The organism is Paracoccus sp. DMF-8, assembly GCF_029309835.1.
Taxonomy (GTDB): domain Bacteria; phylum Pseudomonadota; class Alphaproteobacteria; order Rhodobacterales; family Rhodobacteraceae; genus Paracoccus.
The window spans coordinates 503709-520666 of record NZ_JARJHL010000010.1; the positions used below are offsets into that span (position 1 = coordinate 503709).

The following is a 16958-nucleotide window of genomic DNA, read 5'->3' on the forward strand; positions in this document are numbered from 1 at the left end:
GGGTATCCTCAGATCCAGGGCAGGCGGTCAAGATTGACATTGCCGCCGGTGATGATGATGCCGACACGCTGGCCGGCGAAGGCTTCAGGGTTTTTCAGGATCGTCGCCGAGGGCACCGCGCTGGACGGCTCCATGACGATGCGCAGGTGTTTCCAGATCAGTTTCATCGCATCGACGATTTCGGGGTCGGATGCGGTGTAGATCTCGGACACATGGTTCCTGACGAAATGCCAGGTCAGGTCCTTGAGCGGCACCAGCAGCCCGTCGGCGATGGTTTTCGGCGCATCGTCGGCGATGATGCGACCGGCCTGGAAGCTGCGATAGGCATCGTCCGCCTGTTCGGGTTCGGCGGCGATGACGCGGGTGTTCGGCGCCAGCGTCGACAGGGTCAGGCAGGTGCCGGAAATCATCCCGCCGCCGCCGATGGGCGCCACGACCGCGTCCAGCGCGCCGCCATCCAGTTCGGCGACCTGCTCGACCAGTTCGCGCGCGCAGGTCCCCTGACCGGCGATCACCCGCGGGTCGTTATAGGGATGGACGAAATCGCCCCCGGTTTCGGCCTGAACGCGGGCGAATGTTTCCTCGCGGCTGCTGGTCGAGGGTTCGCATTCCGTGATCACCCCGCCATAGCGCCGCACCGTGTCCTTTTTCGCCTGAGGCGCGGTGCGCGGCATCACGACATGGCACGGAATCCCCCGCAACATCGCCGCATAGCTGAGGCAGGACGCATGATTGCCGCTGGAATGCGTCGCCACCCCCCGCGCCGCCTGTTCGTCCGACAGCCCAAAGACGGCATTGCTCGCGCCCCGGACCTTGAACGCCCCCGGCTCCTGAAAGTTCTCGCATTTGAAAAACAGCCGCGCGCCCGTCAGCTGATCCAGATAATCCGAGGTCCGGATCGGCGTCCGGCGAATATGCGCCCGGATGCGGTCATGCGCATCCAGCATGTCCTGATAGGAAGGGATATACATGGCGTCCTTCATCCTCAGGCGGCTTTCTGCGCCAGGGTGGCGGCGCTTTGGCGGTAGACCTCCTGCGCGGCGGCGACGCCCGAGCCCGGTTTGACCGCCATGCCCATATCGGCCATGACCATTTCCGCGACCGACAGGCCCGACAGCGCCATGGCGTCGGTCAGGCTGCCCAGATGGCCGATGCGCCAGACCTTGCCCGCGACCTCGCCCAGGCCGGTGCCGAAAGCGATGCCGTATTTTTCCAGCGCGATGGACACGAATTGATTGGCGTCGAAACCTTCGGGCACGCGGATCGCGCTGACGCTGTCGGAATAAAGTTCCGGGCGCAGGGCGCAAAGCTGCATCCCCCAGGCATCGACCGCCGCACGCACGCCCGAGGCGATGCGGTGATGGCGGGCAAAGACATTCTCGATGCCTTCGGCCAGCAGGCGCTGCGTGCTGTGATACAGCCCGTTGATCAGCCCGACCGGCGGGGTATAGGGATAGCCGTTGCGCGCATAGCCCGTGGCCATGTCGCGGATGTCAAAGAAGGTGCGGGGCAGGCGGGCCGATTCAATCGCCGCCATGGCTTTCGGCGAAAAGCCGACGATGGCCAGACCCGGCGGCAGCATGAAGCCCTTCTGGCTGCCGGTCACGGCGATATCGACGCCCCATTCGTCCATGCGGAAATCCATCGACCCGATCGAGCTGACCCCATCGACAAACAGCAACGCCGGGTGGCCTGCGGCGTCCAGCGCGCGGCGGACGGCGGCGATGTCGGATTTCACGCCGGTCGCGGTTTCGTTATGCGTGGCCAGAACCACGCGGATTTCATGACCCTTGTCGGCCGTCAGGATTTCTTCCATGCGGGCGGCGGGGATGCCTTCGCCCCAGGGGGTTTCGATGATGGTGACGTCCAGGTTGTGGCGCTGGCACATGTCGATCCAGCGATGGCTGAACATGCCGTTGCGCGCGGCCAGCACCTTGTCGCCGGGCGACAGCGTGTTGGTGATGGCGGTTTCCCATCCGCCCGTTCCCGTCGAGGGGAACAGGAAAATCTGCGCATCGCGCGATTTCAGCACCTGTTTCACCCCATCCAGCGCGGGATGAAGGATCTTGCCGAATTCCGGGCTGCGGTGGTCGATCGTCGGAATATCGACCGCGCGCCGCAGGTCTTCGGGCATGTTGGTGGGACCGGGAATGAAGATCGGGTTCTGACTGTGCATGGCATATCCTCCTGCTTGAGTGACAGGTTAGACCTGGTCCGGGCAACGGGCAATTTTTCTGAAAAATATTTCCTCATTGCGGAAAAATACTAAATTCCGTATGTATATCAGAGTGATGACATTTTCCGGATGGGTCATGCAGATTTTCAATGATTTGGTGGTGCTGTATTAATGAAATCTAAAAATGAGGTGATTCCCCGGAAAAGGGGCCGTCCGCGCGGTTCCGGCGTGGCGACGAACCGGGCGCTGGATGATCGCGGGGGCGTCAAGGCGCTGGATCGCGCCTTTGACATCATGGACCTGCTGGCGCGGTCGCAGGGGCTGACGCTCAGCGCAATCGGCACCGAGATGCAGATGGCGCCCTCGACCGTGCATCGGCTGCTGATGGCGCTGGCGGCGCGGGGGGTGATCGAAAGCGATCCGGTGACGCAAAGCTGGTATATCGGGCCGACGGCCTTTCGTCACGGCTCGGCCTTCATGCGGCGGTCGGGGCTGATCGACCGCTCCCGGCCGCTGCTGCGCCGCCTGATGGAGGTGACCGGCGAAACCGCCAACCTGGGCATCGCCAATGGCGACGCGGTGCTGTTCATCGGGCAGGTCGAGACGCATGAGACGATCTGCGCCTTCTTTCCCCCCGGCACGCGGTCGCCCATGCATTCGTCGGGGATCGGCAAGGCGCTGCTGGCCCATGCCAAGCCCGATGCGCTGACGCGTTTCCTGCGCGAGGTCGCGTTGCAGCGTTTCACCCCGCGCACCCTGACCGACCCGGCCGATCTGCAGCAGGATCTGGCCCTGACGCGGCAGCGCGGCTATTCCGTCGATGACGAGGAACGCGCGCCGGGCATGCGCTGCATCGCCGCCGCCGTCTTTGACCATATGGGCGACGCGGTGGCGGGGCTGTCGGTTTCGGGGCCGTCGCATCGCATGACGGATGAGCGGCTGGCCCTGATCGGGGCAGAGGTTGCTCGCGCGGCGGGAGAGTTGTCGCTTGGTCAGGTCGCCTCGGGATAGGGGCGGGGGTTGCCCGGATGCTGGGCAGAAAAGTGACCACAGGCTTATCCACAGGCTTATCCGAAGAATTCGGACACACCACATATTGACAGAATTTTAAGATGTGGCATCTATATGTCGTAGCTTTGGTGCCGCCGACTCATAAGTGGAAAAATGGGAAGCAGGGTGAAATGCCCTCACTGCCCCCGCAACTGTAAGTGGTGAGCCCTTGTCTTTTCTGCCACTGGCGTTTCGGCGCCGGGAAGGTTGACCGGGGTGCCTGAGCCACAAGTCAGGAAACCTGCCAAGGCTGCTTGAAAACCACACGGACGGAGGGTCCGGGTGCGTGTCTGTTTCAGGTGGCCCCGCTTGGCCGCCGTTTCCTGCGCGCCCCGTTCCCGACGGACGACATAAAACCAAGGGGACCGAGGCCGAGCCATGACCATCACCGTCTATTCCAAACCCGCCTGCGTTCAATGCACCGCCACGACCCGCGCACTTGAGGCGCGTGGCCTGAATTACGAACTCATCGACCTGACCCAGGACGACTCGGCGATGGAACTGGTCACCCAGCTTGGTTATCGTCAGGCCCCCGTCGTCATCGCGGGCGAGGCGCATTGGGCCGGATTCCGTCCCGATCTGATCGGCAGCTTGTCCTGATGTCATGCGGCCCGGACCCGGTTCACGGGGGCGGGCCATCACCGGCGCAGGAATATTCGGCGCGGGAAAGGCTTTTCGGGGAAACGTGACGTGTCGGGGCTGTTCTATTTCTCATCCGCATCGGGCAATACCGCGCGCTTTGTCGCGCGGCTTGGTCTGCCTGCCGCCCGCATTCCCATGCGCGGCGATGAGATGCCCCGGCCGACCGGCCCCTTTGTCCTGATCTGCCCGACCTTTGCGGATGGGCAGGGGCGGAGCGCCGTCCCGAAACCCGTGATCCGCTTTCTGAACGATCCTGAACGTCGCGCGCATCTGCGCGGCGTCATCGCGACGGGCAACCGCAATTTCGGCGCGACATTCGCGCTGGCGGGGCGCGTCATATCCGAAAAATGCGGCGTGCCGGTCCTGTATCGACTGGAACTGGCCGGAACCGACACCGATCTTGCCCGCACCCGCGCGGGTCTTGCTGTTTTCTGGGGGACCGAATGCTTGACAATGGCGTAGCCAAGGATGCGCAGGGGCTGGATTATCACGCCCTGAACGCGATGCTGAACCTGTATGACGAAAACGGCAATATCCGCTTTGACGCGGATCGGCTGGCAGCGCGTCAGTATTTCCTGCAGCACGTCAACCAGAACACGGTTTTCTTTCACAGCCTGGACGAAAAACTGGGCTATCTGGTCGAGGAAGGCTATTACGAGCCGCAAGTCCTTGACCAGTATTCGAAAAACTTCCAGCGCAAGATCTGGGACGAGGCCTATCGCCGCAAGTTCCGGTTCCCGACATTCCTGGGCGCGTTCAAATATTACACCAGCTACACGCTGAAGACCCGCGACGGCCAGCGTTACCTTGAACGCTACGAGGATCGCGTCGTCATGGTCGCGCTGGCGCTGGCGCAGGGCAGCGAAGAACTGGCCATGCGGCTGATGGAGGAAATCATCGCGGGCCGTTTCCAGCCCGCGACGCCCACCTTCCTGAACGCAGGCAAGATGTCGCGCGGCGAGCTGATTTCCTGCTTCCTGCTGCGCATCGAAGACAATATGGAATCCATCGGCCGCGCGATCAATTCGTCGCTGCAACTGTCGAAACGCGGCGGCGGCGTCGCCCTGATGCTGACCAACATCCGCGAGGCCGGCGCCCCGATCAAGGGCATCGAAAACCAGTCATCGGGCGTCATTCCGGTGATGAAACTGCTGGAAGACAGCTTCAGCTACGCCAACCAGCTTGGCGCGCGGCAAGGGGCAGGGGCGGTCTATCTGAACGCCCACCACCCCGATATCCTGCGTTTCCTGGATACCAAACGCGAAAATGCCGATGAAAAGATCCGCATCAAGACGCTGAGCCTAGGTGTGGTCATTCCCGACATCACCTTTGAACTCGCCAAGGAAAACAAGGACATGTACCTGTTTTCCCCGCATGACGTGCAAAAGGTTTACGGCGTGCCCTTCTCGGAAATCTCGGTCACCGAGAAATACGAGGAAATGGTCGACGACAAGCGCATCCGCAAACGCAAGATCAATGCCCGCGCCTTTTTCCAGACGCTGGCCGAAATCCAGTTTGAATCGGGCTACCCCTATATCATGTTCGAGGACACGGTGAACCGGATGAACCCCGTCGCGGGCCGCATCACCATGTCGAACCTGTGCAGCGAGATCCTGCAGGTCAACGAGGCCTCGACCTATCACGAGGATCTGAATTACGACCATCTGGGCACCGATATTTCCTGCAACCTCGGCAGCTTGAACATTGCCGCAACGATGGACGGGCCGGACTTCGGCCAGACCGTCGAAACCGCGGTGCGGGCGCTGACGGCTGTATCGGACATGTCGGCCATCGACGCGGTGCCTTCGATCCGGCGCGGCAATGACGAAAGCCATGCGATCGGTCTGGGCCAGATGAACCTGCACGGTTTTCTGGCGCGCGAACGCATCCATTACGGCAGCCCCGAAGGCGTCGAATTCACCAGCGTCTATTTCGCGGCGATCGCCTATCACGCGATCCGCGCCTCGAACCTGATCGCCCGCGAACGCGGTTCCAGCTTCAAGGGGTTCGCGGATTCGAAATATGCCGATGGCAGTTTCTTCGACAAATATGTCAGCCGCGACTGGCTGCCGGAATCCGATACCGTCAAGGCGGTGTTCGACGGCGTGACCCTGCCCACCCGCGAGGATTGGGCCGCGCTGCGCGAGGCGGTCATGCGCGACGGGTTGTATAACCGCAACCTGCAGGCGGTGCCTCCGACCGGCTCGATCAGCTATATCAACAATTCGACATCTTCGATCCATCCGATTGTTTCCAAAATCGAAATTCGCAAAGAGGGCAAGATCGGCCGGGTCTATTACCCCGCCGCCTTCATGTCGAACGACAATCTGGACTATTACCGCGACGCCTATGAAATCGGTCCCGAGCCGATCATCGACACCTATGCGGCGGCGACCGAACATGTCGATCAGGGCCTGTCCCTGACCCTGTTCTTCCCGGCCGAGGCGACGACGCGCGACATCAACCGCGCCCAGATCTACGCCTGGAAAAAAGGCATCAAGACGATCTATTACATCCGCCTGCGCCAGATGGCCCTTGAAGGGACCGAGGTGCAGGGCTGCGTTTCCTGCTCGCTGTAAGGACGGAAAATGAAAGACATGACCCCGAAAACCGTCCTCAAGGCGATCAACTGGAACCGCATCCAGGATGACAAGGACCTTGAGGTCTGGAACCGCCTGACCGTGAACTTCTGGCTGCCGGAAAAGGTGCCGCTGTCGAATGACGTGCAAAGCTGGGCGACGCTGACGCCCGCCGAACGCGAATTGACGATCCGGGTCTTTACCGGGCTGACGCTGCTGGACACGATCCAGAACACCGTTGGCGCGCCGTCGCTGATGCCCGACGCACAGACCCCGCATGAGGAAGCCGTGCTGTCGAATATCTCGTTCATGGAAGCGGTCCATGCGCGGTCCTATTCCTCGATCTTTTCGACGCTGTGTTCCACGCCCGAGGTGGACGCGGCCTTCCGCTGGTCCGAGGAAAACCCCCATCTGCAGGCCAAGGCCCAGACCATCGTCGACAAATACCGCGCGGGCGAGGATCCGAACAAGCGCAAGATCGCATCCGTATTCCTGGAAAGTTTCCTTTTCTATTCAGGGTTCTACCTGCCGATGTACTGGTCTTCGCGCGCCAAGCTGACCAATACCGCCGACCTCATCCGCCTGATCATCCGCGACGAGGCGGTGCATGGCTATTACATCGGCTACAAATACCAGCGCGCCGTCGAGCGCCTGCCGCAAGCCGAACAGGACGCGCTGAAGGATTTCGCCTTTTCGCTGATGTTCGACCTTTACGATATCGAGGCGAAATATACCGAGGAACTGTATGACGGCATCGGCCTGACCGAAGACGTCAAGAAATTCCTGCATTACAACGCCAACAAGGCGCTGATGAATCTGGGCTATGAGGCGCTGTTCCCGCCGCAGGTGTCCGAGGTGAACCCGGCGATTCTGGCCGCGCTGTCGCCCGACAGCGAAAATCACGACTTCTTTTCGGGGTCGGGGTCGTCCTATGTCATCGGCAAGGCCGTGGCGACCGAGGACGAAGACTGGGATTTCTGATTGGGATTTCTGATCTGGCCCGGAAATTTCCGTGAAAACGCGGAAAAATGATCTGCTGCAATGTTTTCTTTACAAATCCGGGGCAGACTGCGCCCATAGATGCAGAGCTTTTGGATGACGACCGGGCAGGTGTGCAAATGTGGCGCCTGCCTGTTTCCTTTTCCGGTGAGGGTTCCCGACGGCATGGGGCAGTCCCGACCTGCCTGATCCGGGGGCAGGATCGTTTTGCCGGGCGCAGGTTCACCAAACCCCTTTTCCTTCCCAACGCTTTGTGGGAACGTCCATGAAAAGCATGACAGCCCCGCAGGGATGATACGATGGCGGCAGGGAACCGATCCGAAACTGCGCAAGGACTTGCGCTGATCTCTCCTCCGCTGGTTTATGCGCTGCTGATTCTGGCGGCGCCGCTGGCGACGATCGTGGCCTATTCCTTCCTGAAAGACGGCTATCTGACGGTCATTCGCGAATTCACCCTGGAAAACTACATCGCGGTCTGGAACGATCCGATCTTTCACAGGATCATGCTGCGTTCGCTGCTGGTTGCGGGGCTGGTGACGCTGGTCACGGTTGCGCTGGCCTTTCCGGTGGCCTATTTCCTGTCCTTCGTGGTGCCGCCCGAACGCAAGGCGCTGTGGCTGTTTCTGATCACCATCCCGTTCTGGACCAGCTACCTGATCCGGGTTTTCCTGTGGAAGGTGATCCTGGGCTATAACGGGGTGGTCAATTCCGGGCTGAAATCGCTTGGGCTGATCGAACAGCCGCTGACCTTCATCCTGTATAACGTCAATTCGATGGTCATCACGCTGGCCCATGCCTATGCACCCTTTGCCATCCTGCCGATCTTCATCGCGCTGGAAAAGATCGACCGTTCGCTGCTGGAAGCGGGGCGGGATCTGGGCGAAAACCGGATCATGACCTTCTGGCGGGTGACGCTGCCCTTGGCCATGCCGGGGGTGATCGCGGCTTCGCTGATCGTGTTCATCCCGACCATCGGCGATTATGTCACGCCCGAGCTGATCGGCGGGGGCAAGATTCCGATGATCGCGAACCTGATTCAGGCGCAGATGCTGGCGCTGGACAACCGGCCGCTTGGTTCGGCGCTGGCGGTGACCTCCATGCTGATCGTCGCGGTTCTCAGCCTGATCTTCCTGTTCCTGAACCGACGTTTCCTGAGGGGGCAGAAATGAAGGGCCCATTCGCGAAGGGTGGCGGCCTGCGGGCCTATGCCGTCTTTTACCTGCTGTTTCTGTATGCGCCGATCCTGCTGCTGCCGCTCTTTGCCTTCAATTCCGGCACGGTGATCGCCTTTCCGCTGAAAGGGTTCACAACCGACTGGTTCGCGCAGATGTATGGCAATGCGACGCTGCGCCGGGCGCTGACCAATTCGCTGATCATCGCGGTCAGCTCGTCCATTCTGGCGACCTGTCTGGGGATTTTCGCGGCGCGCGCGACGACGCGGTTCCGCTATCCGGGCAAGGGGGCGATCACCAGCCTGATCATGCTGCCGCTGGTCCTGCCGGAAATCATCGTGTCGATGTCGCTGCTGGTCGTGCTTCTGGCGATCGGGATCAAGCTGACGGTCTTTACCGTCATTCTGGGCCATACGCTGATCTGCATGCCCTATGCGACGGTGATCCTGACCACGGCCTTCAACTCGCTGGACCGCTCGCTGGAAGAAGCGGCCTATGATCTGGGCGAAAGCAAGGTTTCGGCCTTTCGGCTGGTGATCCTGCCGCTGGTCATGCCGGGCATCGTGTCATCCCTGCTGATGAGCTTCACGATCAGCCTGGACGAATTCATCATCGCCTTTTTCCTTGCCGGGAACGAGCCGACGCTGCCGACCTATATCTTCAGCCAGCTGCGTTTCCCGAAATCCATCCCGATGATCATGGCGCTTGGCACGGTGCTGGTGCTGTTTTCGATCATCCTGCTGACATTGGCCGAATACTACCGCCGCCGCGGCGTTGCCCGGACAGGCGCAAAAGACAGCGGAGGCTTCCTGTGAGTTCAACCGACACCGCCGACCGCAAACCGATGATCGAATGCCGGCAGGTTCAGAAATATTATGGCGATTACCACGCGCTGCGTGGCATCGACCTGACCATCCGCGCGGGCGAGTTCTTTTCGCTGCTCGGCCCTTCGGGCTGCGGCAAGACGACATTGCTGCGCACCATCGCGGGGTTCGAGGATATCTCCAGCGGCGTGGTGCTGATCGACGGTCAGGACATGGCCGATGTGCCCGCGAACCGGCGCCCGACCAATATGGTGTTTCAGTCCTATGCGATCTTTCCGCATCTGACGGTCGCGGAAAATGTCGGTTTCGGTCTGCGCCGCGATCCGCGTTCCGCGGCGGAAAAGGCGCAGGCGGTTGACGAGGCGCTGGCGATGGTCGGGCTGAAAGGCTATGGCGCACGCGCGGCGCATGCCCTGTCGGGCGGCCAGCGCCAGCGCGTTGCCCTGGCCCGTGCCCTGATCCTGAAGCCCAAGGTGCTGTTGCTGGATGAACCGCTGTCGGCGCTGGACCGCAAGATGCGCGAACAGATGCAGGTCGAACTGATCAAGCTGCAACGGCAGGTCGGCATCACCTTCGTTCTGGTCACCCATGATCAGGAAGAGGCGCTGGTCATGTCCGACCGCATCGCCGTCATGTTCGACGGCCAGATCGCCCAGCTTGACGGCCCCGAGGCGCTATATGCCCGCCCCGCCAGCCGCCGGGTTGCCGATTTCATCGGCGTGATGAACTTCCTGCCCGCCCATGTCATCGAAGATACGCCCAATGGTGTCCGGGTCGAGGCGCCGGGTTTCGGCGTGGTCGAAATTCCCGCCCGCAACATCAGCCGTTCCGACGAAGGCGACAAGGGTCCGATGATCGGTTTCCGCCCCGAGGCGGTGACGCTGCTGACCGCCAGCCAGCCCGCCACGGCCAATGTCACCCCCGGCGTCATCGACGAGGTCGTCTATTACGGGGACATGACCTATTACGATGTCCGGCTGGACGGATCGGCCGGGTTCGACGGGCTGGCGCGGCCGGTGCGCATTTCGATGCGCAATGTCTTTGGCCGCGAGGTGCAGGATGTCGGCACCCGCACAAGGATCAGCTGGTCTCCGGGAAGTCTGTTTCTTTTCAGGTAGTTGCACCGCGCCTTGGGCGGTTGGGGCGAAATCCCGCCTGCCCGGGTTGCGCCTGTCTGAACGCCGTGCCACGCTCTGGCCACTTCAACCACGGAGATTGAAATGTTCCGAGCTCTTAGCATCCTGCCCGCCATTGCCCTGACCGCTGGCGTCGCTTTCGCGCAAGACAGCGCGACCCCCGAGGCAGCGACGACCGAAGCCCCGGCGGCAGAGGCGCAGATGGATGCAGGCCTGGCCTATGAAAGCGCCCGCAATCAACTGGGCGTCCTGAAATATTGTCAGGCCGAGGGTCACATCGACGCCACGGCCGTCGAGATCCAGGAAAAGCTGATGACCATGATCCCCGAAGGCGACACCGCCAAGGGCGATGCCGCCGAAGAAAAAGGCGCGGCAGGCACGGTTTCCGCGATGGGCAACGAAATGTCGCTGGCCGATGCCGCGACCCAGCAGGGTTCGACGGTCGAGGCGCTGTGCAAGCAGATGGATGCGATGATCCAGCAACTGGGCGCGCAACTGCCGGGCTGATCGCCGTTAGCAACCGATATTCAGGGCGCGCTGCCGGTCAGGTGGCGCGCCCGTTTTTCGTCCGCTGTTCAGGCGGGCGGCAGTTCGGCGCGCATCTTGCGCGTCAGGCCCGACCGGATCACCATATAGGACACGCGGATGCGATGGCCCAGTTCGTCAGGGGCGCTGTCCAGCGGCAGGGCGATCCAGCTGCGATGCAGATAGCGGGCGCGTTCGGCAAGTCCGGTTTCGATCAGCATGGCGGCCTCTGCCGGGCTGCGGGTCTTGACGGACACGCTGTCGCCCGATGTGCCGATCACGGCAAAGATCTTTCCCCCGATCTTCCAGCAATCATGACCATCGCCCCAGGGATCCGACCATTCGGCCCCCGGTTGCGCGGCACAGATTTCATTGACCAGATCGCGGCTCATGCAGGAATATTTGCAGGATGGCTTGGCACTGGCAAGCCGATGCGTTAAGCGGCTTTTCATGAGCGCAAGCACCGCCACCATCTGCTGCATTATCGGCTGAGCATTCAGGCGGGCGTATCAGCGTGACCAGATGACGCCCGCGACAGGGAAAGGTCGACAGGGAACGTCATGGTTCAGATTCGTCTGACAAACAGCAAGACCCGCCGCAAGGAAGATTTCACCCCGATCGACGCGGGGCATGTCCGCATGTATCTGTGCGGCCCGACGGTCTATGACCGCGCGCATCTGGGCAATGCCCGGCCGGTCATCGTCTTTGACGTGCTGGATCGTCTGCTGCGCCATGTCTATGGCGCGGATGCGGTGACATATGTGCGCAATTTCACCGATGTCGATGACAAGATCAACGCGACCGCGCTGGCACGCCAGCAGGCCGGGGCGCCGGGCACGCTGGAACAGCTAATCCGACAGCGGACCGAGGAAACCATCGGCTGGTATCATGCCGATATGGATGCCTTGGGCGCCGCGCGCCCGGATTTCGAGCCGCGCGCCACCGAATATATCGCGGAAATGATCGCGATGATCGAGACCCTGATCGCGCGCGGCCATGCCTATGCGGCCGAAGGGCATGTGTTGTTCGAGGTGCGATCCTATGCGGATTACGGCCGGCTTTCGGGCCGGTCGGTCGATGACATGATCGCGGGCGCGCGGGTCGAGATCGCGCCCTTCAAGCGCGATCCGATGGATTTCGTCTTGTGGAAGCCCTCGACCGACGATCTGCCGGGCTGGGACAGCCCCTGGGGGCGCGGGCGTCCGGGGTGGCATATCGAATGTTCGGCCATGTCGGAAAAGCTGCTGGGGCAGAGTTTCGACATTCATGGCGGCGGCATCGACCTGCAATTCCCGCATCATGAAAACGAGATCGCGCAAAGCTGCTGCGCCCATCCGCAGGGACATTTCGCCAATATCTGGCTGCATAACGAGATGTTGCAGGTCGAGGGCAGGAAGATGTCCAAGTCGCTTGGCAATTTCTTTACCGTCCGCGACCTGCTGGATCAGGGCGTGCCGGGCGAGGTGATCCGCTTTGTCTTTCTGTCGACGCATTACCGCAAGCCGATGGACTGGACCGAGAAGAAGGCGCAAGAGGCCGAGGCTGTGCTGCGTCGGTGGCGCGGCCTTGTCGCGGGATTGACCCCGCGCCAAGCCCGGCACCCGCAGTCACCGCCGCGCTTGCCGATGACCTCAATACCGCGGGTGCAATCGCGGCCTTGCACGAGATTGCCGGGCGTGGGGATGCGGCCCTGCTGCTGGCCAGCGCGCGGCTGATCGGGCTGTTGACCCCTGAACTGGACGGCTGGATCGTGGACGGGCCGGATCTGTCGGCTTTGGCCGCGCGGATGGACAGCCTGCGGGCAGAGGCCAAGGCGGCCAAGGACTTTTCGCAGGTCGATGCCTTCAAGAGCGCACTGATCGCGGCCGGGGTCGAGGTGCGCATGCCGAAAGACGGTGTCGAACTGGTTCCCGGCCCCGATTTCGACGCGAACCGCCTGCCAGACTGAACACCGATCCGCCAGCACAAAGGGGCAATCCCGATGACGCGCCAGCGCCTTTACCTATACGACACCACGCTGCGCGATGGGCAGCAGACCCAGGGCGTGCAGTTTTCCGCCGCCGAAAAGACCGAGATTGCGCGGATGCTGGACGCGCTTGGCGTCGATCATATCGAAGGCGGCTGGCCGGGCGCCAATCCGACCGACAGCGATTTCTTTGCGGCGGCCCCGGCCACGCGGGCGACGATGACCGCCTTTGGCATGACCAAGCGGGCCGGGCGCTCGGCGGATAATGACGATGTGCTGGCGGCGGTTCTGGACGCCGGCACCGCCCGCGTCTGTCATCGTCGGCAAGGCCCATCCGTTCCACGTCCGCGAGGCGCCTGGGCATCTCTGACGCCGAAAATATCGACAATATCCGCGCCTCGATCGCCCATGTCGTGGGGCAGGGGCGCGAGGCGATGCTGGATGCCGAGCATTTCTTTGACGGCTACGGCGACGGATGCCGGATTACGCGCTGGCCTGTCTGCGCGCGGCGCTGGATGCGGGGGCGCGTTGGCTGGTTCTGTGCGACACCAATGGCGGCACCCTGCCCGCACGAGGTCGGCCGCATGACGGCCGAGGTGATCGCGGCGGGTATTCCCGGCCAGCACCTGGGCATCCATTACCCATGACGACACCGGCAACGCGGTAGCCTGCACGCTGGCCGCCATCGACGCCGGCGCCCGGCAGGTGCAGGGCACGCTGAACGGTCTGGGCGAGCGCTGCGGCAACGCCAGCCTGACCTCGATGATCCCGACGCTGCTGCTGAAGGAGCCCTACGCCTCGACGCTGGAAACCGGGGTCGCGCGCGACGCGCTGGCCGGGATGATGCGGATTTCGCGCCGGCTGGACGAGATCCTGGAACCGGCATTCCGCAGCGCGCGGCTGCCCTATGTCGGGGCCTCGGCCTTTGCCCATAAGGCCGGGCTGCATGCCAGCGCCATCCTGAAGAACCCGGCGACCTACGAGCATGTCGACCCGGCCATGGTCGGCAATGAGCGGGTGATCCCGATGTCCAACCAGGCCGGGCAGTCGAACCTGCGCGCCCGGCTGGCGGGGGCGGGGATCGCGGTCGGGCGCGACGACCCGGCGCTGGCGCGTATCCTTGACCTGGTCAAGCTGCGCGAGGATCAGGGCTATGCCTATGACGGCGCGCAGGCCAGTTTCGAGCTGCTGGCGCTGGCGGAACTGGGCCGGGCGCAATCGTTTTTCGACATCGAGCGCTACCGCGTCACCGTCGAGCGGCGGCGCAATGCGCTGGGGCGGCGCATCTCGGCGTCCGAGGCGGTGGTGGTGGTGCAGATCGGCGGCACCCGCATGCTGTCGGTCAGCGAAAGCCGTGGACGAGGACGGCCATGACCGTGGCCCGGTGAACGCGCTGTGGCGGGCGCTGGCCAAGGACACTGGGCCCCTATCAGGACGCAGGTCGATGACATGCATCTGGTCGATTTCCGGGTCCGCATCACCGGCGGCGGCACCGAGGCCACCACCCGCGTCATCATCGACAGCACCGACGGGCGCGGCAACCGCTGGTCGACGGTGGGGGTGTCGCCCGAATATCGTCGATGCCAGTTTCGAGGCGCTGGTCGATGCGATCACGCTGGAAGCTGACCCGCGACGAGGTCGCTGCAACGGCGATGATGCCCTGGACCTGATCGCCGAGGCGCTGCGCGCAGCACTGACCCCGACCGCTTCGGCATCTGCCTGCTGGCCCGGCCCGACGCGCGGCCGAAGCTGCTGGACGCTGTATGCGCTGAACACGAACTGGCGCGGGCGCCCTTGCAGCCGCGAACGAGCCGCTGATCGCCGGAGATGCGGCTGCAATGGTGGGTCGAGCAGCTGGCGAGGGTCGCGGCAGGACAGGGCGAAGCGGACGCACGGATCTTCTGACGCCGCTGGCCGCAGGCATGGGGCGCGGACGCGGCGGCTCTCGCGGATGCTGGCCGAGGCGCGGCGCCGCGATTGCCGAGCGGGTGCCTTATCGAGGGCGCCGGATGCGGTCGCGGGTCTATGTGCGCGGCGACAGCGGTGCCTTTGGCCCTGTTTGCGGCCGAGGCCGTGGCGGGCGATGTCGCCGGGGCTGCACGCCCCGACAGCCCGCGGGGTATTCGGCGATCGAAGTGCGGTCGGCGGCGGTCTTGCCGCACTGGCTGGAGGGTCGGGCTGGTGCAATGGCTGGATGACGCTGGCAGCTTGCAGGGTTGCGGCTGCGGTCTGCGCGATGCGGCGCCGGAGGTGCTGGGGCTGATCGCCGCCATGGCGCGGGCGGCGGCTGGACCGAGCGCGCGCCGGCGCGGCGCGCAGTGCCGCGCGTCGTTGCCGCGCCGGTGCTGTTTCGCGGTTCTGGTCGGTGAAGGCGGTGCTGGCGGCGACGCCGCAGGGATCAGCGCTGGCTCGCCGCGCATTGCCGCATCCGAGTTCCACGAGCGGCTGGTTCGCCCTGACGCGGTTTGCGCTGACGCATGCGCTGGTGGATATGAAAAGGGCCCGCCGGGTGGCGCGCCTGTAGTCGTCTGTCGGTGGAAACGATCAGCCGCGCAGGATCGAGCGGCCGGCGTAGACGGCGCTGGCGCCGAGCATTTCCTCGATCCGGATCAACTGGTTGTATTTCGCGAGCCGGTCTGAGCGCGCCAGTGCTGCCGGTCTTGATCTGGCCGCAGTTCGTCGCGACGGCGAGGTCGGCGATGGTGGCATCCTCGGTCTCGCCCGAGCGGTGCGACATTACGCTGGTATAGCGGGCGCGGTCGGCCATGCGCACCGCGTCCAGCGTCTCGGTCAGGGTGCCGATCTGGTTGACCTTGACCAGCAGGCTGTTGCCGCAGCCGCGCGCGATGCCTTCGGCCAGACGCGCCGGGTTGGTCACGAACAGGTCGTCGCCGACCAGTTGGACGCGGCCGCCAAGCGTGTCGGTCAAGAGCTTCCAGCCGTCCCAGTCATCTTCCGAACAGCCGTCTTCGATCGACAGGATCGGATAGTCGTTCACCAGCGCCTCAAGATAGGCGACGTTTTCGGCGGGGGTCAGCGATTTGCCTTCGCCCTTCATCTCGTATTTGCCGCCCTTGAAATATTCCGTGGACGCGCAGTCCAAGGCCAGCATGATGTCGTCGCCGGGCGCATAGCCGGCCTTTTCGATGGCCTTCAGGATGAAATCCAGCGCGTCGCGGGCGCTGCTGAGGTTCGGGGCGAAGCCGCCCTCGTCGCCGATCCCGGTCGAGAGGCCCGCCGAAGACAGTTCCTTTTTCAGGGTGTGGAACACTTCCGAGCCCATGCGCACGGCGTCGCGGATGTTTTCCGCAGCGACCGGCATGATCATGAATTCCTGGATGTCGATGGGGTTGTCGGCATGTTCGCCGCCGTTGATGATGTTCATCATCGGCACCGGCAGGACATGCGCGCCGGTGCCGCCGACATAGCGATACAGCGGCTGCGAACAGGCTTCGGCCGCGGCCTTGGCCACGGCCAGCGACACGCCCAGAATGGCATTGGCGCCAAGGCGGCCCTTGTTCGGGATGCCGTCCAGATCACACATCAGCCGGTCGATCCCCAGCTGTTCGGTCGCGTCCTCGCCGATCAGGTTTTCGGCGATCTCGCCATTGACGGCGGCGACGGCTTCCAGCACGCCCTTGCCCTTGTAGCGCGCCTGATCGCCGTCGCGCTTTTCGACCGCCTCATGCGCGCCGGTCGAGGCACCCGAGGGCACGGCCGCGCGGCCCATGGTGCCGTCTTCCAGGGTCACGTCGACCTCGACGGTCGGATTGCCACGGCTGTCCAGAATCTCGCGCGCGAAAATGTCGATAATGGCAGTCATCTCTGCCTTCTCCCCTTGGTTTGAAGCGGTCGGCGAAGGTTTACCGGGGAATGTAACGTCTTGAAA

The 16958-nt window shown here is 63.3% G+C and carries 13 protein-coding genes, 3 pseudogenes and 1 riboswitch; of the genes and pseudogenes, 11 read left to right on the forward strand and 5 right to left on the reverse strand.

Annotated elements, in window-relative coordinates; genetic code table 11:
* Window positions 1-8 precede the first annotated feature (8 nt).
* Window positions 9-983, reverse strand: coding sequence for a beta-hydroxyaspartate dehydratase BhcB (bhcB, locus tag PE067_RS09760; RefSeq protein ID WP_276189192.1), 975 nt, complete (start codon window positions 981-983; stop codon window positions 9-11).
* Window positions 984-985: 2 nt separating this feature from the next.
* Complete coding sequence (gene bhcA / locus PE067_RS09765; RefSeq protein WP_276189193.1) at window positions 986-2176, reverse strand: L-aspartate--glyoxylate aminotransferase BhcA; 1191 nt, start codon at window positions 2174-2176, stop codon at window positions 986-988.
* A 171-nt stretch (window positions 2177-2347) separates the two neighbouring features.
* On the opposite strand from bhcA, the gene bhcR reads away from it, so the two are divergent.
* The 9 genes from bhcR to PE067_RS09810 all read left to right on the forward strand — a co-directional run bounded on the left by bhcR (window position 2348) and on the right by PE067_RS09810 (window position 11085).
* On the forward strand, window positions 2348-3187 hold the full coding sequence (gene bhcR, locus PE067_RS09770) for an HTH-type transcriptional regulator BhcR (protein WP_276189194.1): 840 nt from the start codon (window positions 2348-2350) through the stop codon (window positions 3185-3187).
* Between the two features lie 109 nt (window positions 3188-3296).
* Window positions 3297-3490: riboswitch (cobalamin riboswitch) on the forward strand.
* Window positions 3491-3604: 114 nt separating this feature from the next.
* Complete coding sequence (nrdH, locus tag PE067_RS09775; RefSeq protein WP_276189195.1) at window positions 3605-3826, forward strand: glutaredoxin-like protein NrdH; 222 nt, start codon at window positions 3605-3607, stop codon at window positions 3824-3826.
* 90 nt (window positions 3827-3916) lie between these two features.
* Window positions 3917-4330 (forward strand): class Ib ribonucleoside-diphosphate reductase assembly flavoprotein NrdI, encoded by a 414-nt coding sequence (gene nrdI / locus PE067_RS09780; RefSeq protein ID WP_276189196.1) that lies wholly within the window; start codon window positions 3917-3919, stop codon window positions 4328-4330.
* The gene (gene nrdE, locus PE067_RS09785) at window positions 4312-6447 is read left to right on the forward strand and encodes a class 1b ribonucleoside-diphosphate reductase subunit alpha (protein WP_276189197.1); all 2136 of its coding nucleotides are present in this window, start codon (window positions 4312-4314) and stop codon (window positions 6445-6447) included. The genes nrdI and nrdE overlap by 19 nt, the downstream gene beginning before the upstream one ends.
* A 9-nt stretch (window positions 6448-6456) precedes the next feature.
* Window positions 6457-7428, forward strand: a complete 972-nt coding sequence (gene nrdF, locus PE067_RS09790) for a class 1b ribonucleoside-diphosphate reductase subunit beta (protein WP_276189199.1) — start codon at window positions 6457-6459, stop codon at window positions 7426-7428.
* 317 nt (window positions 7429-7745) lie between these two features.
* Window positions 7746-8615, forward strand: coding sequence for an ABC transporter permease (locus tag PE067_RS09795; RefSeq protein ID WP_276189200.1), 870 nt, complete (start codon window positions 7746-7748; stop codon window positions 8613-8615).
* On the forward strand, window positions 8612-9433 hold the full coding sequence (locus tag PE067_RS09800) for an ABC transporter permease (RefSeq protein WP_276189201.1): 822 nt from the start codon (window positions 8612-8614) through the stop codon (window positions 9431-9433). The genes PE067_RS09795 and PE067_RS09800 overlap by 4 nt, the downstream gene beginning before the upstream one ends.
* A gap of 29 nt (window positions 9434-9462) precedes the next feature.
* On the forward strand, window positions 9463-10560 hold the full coding sequence (locus PE067_RS09805; protein WP_276189511.1) for an ABC transporter ATP-binding protein: 1098 nt from the start codon (window positions 9463-9465) through the stop codon (window positions 10558-10560).
* A 102-nt stretch (window positions 10561-10662) separates the two neighbouring features.
* Window positions 10663-11085 (forward strand): pore-forming ESAT-6 family protein, encoded by a 423-nt coding sequence (locus tag PE067_RS09810; RefSeq protein WP_276189203.1) that lies wholly within the window; start codon window positions 10663-10665, stop codon window positions 11083-11085.
* 68 nt (window positions 11086-11153) lie between these two features.
* Here the strand turns inward: PE067_RS09810 and PE067_RS09815 are convergent, their stop codons facing one another.
* The gene (locus PE067_RS09815; RefSeq protein WP_276189205.1) at window positions 11154-11495 is read right to left on the reverse strand and encodes an MmcQ/YjbR family DNA-binding protein; all 342 of its coding nucleotides are present in this window, start codon (window positions 11493-11495) and stop codon (window positions 11154-11156) included.
* A 168-nt stretch (window positions 11496-11663) separates the two neighbouring features.
* Here PE067_RS09815 and cysS point away from each other — a divergent pair.
* A pseudogene (gene cysS, locus PE067_RS09820) lies at window positions 11664-13051 on the forward strand (cysteine--tRNA ligase).
* 33 nt (window positions 13052-13084) lie between these two features.
* Window positions 13085-14739, forward strand: a pseudogene (gene cimA / locus PE067_RS09825) (citramalate synthase).
* A gap of 728 nt (window positions 14740-15467) precedes the next feature.
* Here the strand turns inward: cimA and PE067_RS09830 are convergent.
* A complete protein-coding gene (locus tag PE067_RS09830; protein WP_276189512.1) occupies window positions 15468-15692 on the reverse strand; it encodes a hypothetical protein in 225 nt (74 codons plus the stop codon).
* A pseudogene (gene eno, locus PE067_RS09835) lies at window positions 15614-16892 on the reverse strand (phosphopyruvate hydratase). Before eno ends, PE067_RS09830 begins: the two are co-directional and overlap by 79 nt.
* Between the last annotated feature and the right edge of the window lie 66 nt (window positions 16893-16958).